The following is a 1,015-nucleotide window of genomic DNA, read 5'->3' on the forward strand; positions in this document are numbered from 1 at the left end:
CCTCGCAGTCCTGGCAATCTCTCTTTCAGGCACAAAAAAGGGCGAATAATCATTCGCCCCTGCATTTTTTTAGATATATCCGGGTCGGGTGGTGAACTGGGCCTAGGTCGAGTGTTCCGCTCATTCGAGTTCCGGGCGAATTTCCGGGAGTCTAGAGTGCCGTCTGTCTTGGAGATGGAAAGACCTCACACGTCCCCCCCCTTGTCAAAGGGGGGACAGGGGGATTTGCCTTTGCTTCTCTTGCGGAACCGTGGTGTCAGCTGTTGAGGTGAGGGCACCATCCGGTAATCCGTGCCTGCGGGCTGAAGCGCCCTTCGGCGCGCAAGCCCGGCCCCCTCCCTCCATGAGAAGGGGGATTGAAAGGAAAGGGCGGTCGACAGGTTTACTCTGGAATCCCGAGAAAGGACAAGAGCCTTGGGTAGGAGGCGTTGATCACCTGCTCTTCGGAGATCCCAGCAGTCTCGACGAGCTTCAGAGCGTCGTCGAAGACGCCGACACACTGGGAGATGTGGGCGTCGCTCCCGATCATGATGGGGGTGCCGACCTGCGCGCACAGGCGGGCGAGTTTCGTGCAGTTCTCGTCGCTTCCTTTCCGGCTGAGCCCAAGGGAGGAGTTGTTGATCTCCAAGGCAGTCCCGGTGGCCAGCGCCGCCCTGGCAACCTCCTCGTAATGCAGCGGGAAAATCGGGTTCCCCGGGTGCGATATGCACTTCACGCGCGGGTTCTCCATTACCTTCAGGAGCGTGCTGGTGTTTCGATTGATGTCGCCGCCGCAGTAGCCACAGTTCTCGTGCAGCCCGGCCATCACGAAGTCGAGCTCCTCCAGCAGCGCCTGCTCCAGGTCCAGCGTCCCGTTGTCGTCGACGACATTGGCCTCGACTCCGCGGAAAATCCTGACTCCGGCAATGGTCCTGGGGAAGAAGCGCATCGCGCAGAAATGGTAACGGTGCGGCCCACCGGGAAGGGCGGGGCCGTGATCGGTGATGGCCATGGCTTGGAGGCCAATCTGGCTGGC

Annotated in this window: 1 protein-coding gene; it reads right to left on the minus strand. The window is 60.8% G+C overall.

Translation table 11 applies throughout. From position 1 onward, the window contains the following. Window positions 1-382: 382 nt before the first annotated feature. On the minus strand, window positions 383-1,015 hold a 633-nt coding region (locus tag AC11W3_RS07020), incomplete at its 5' end, for a phosphatase (RefSeq protein WP_484092719.1).

Source organism: Geomonas sp. (genome assembly GCF_056994735.1).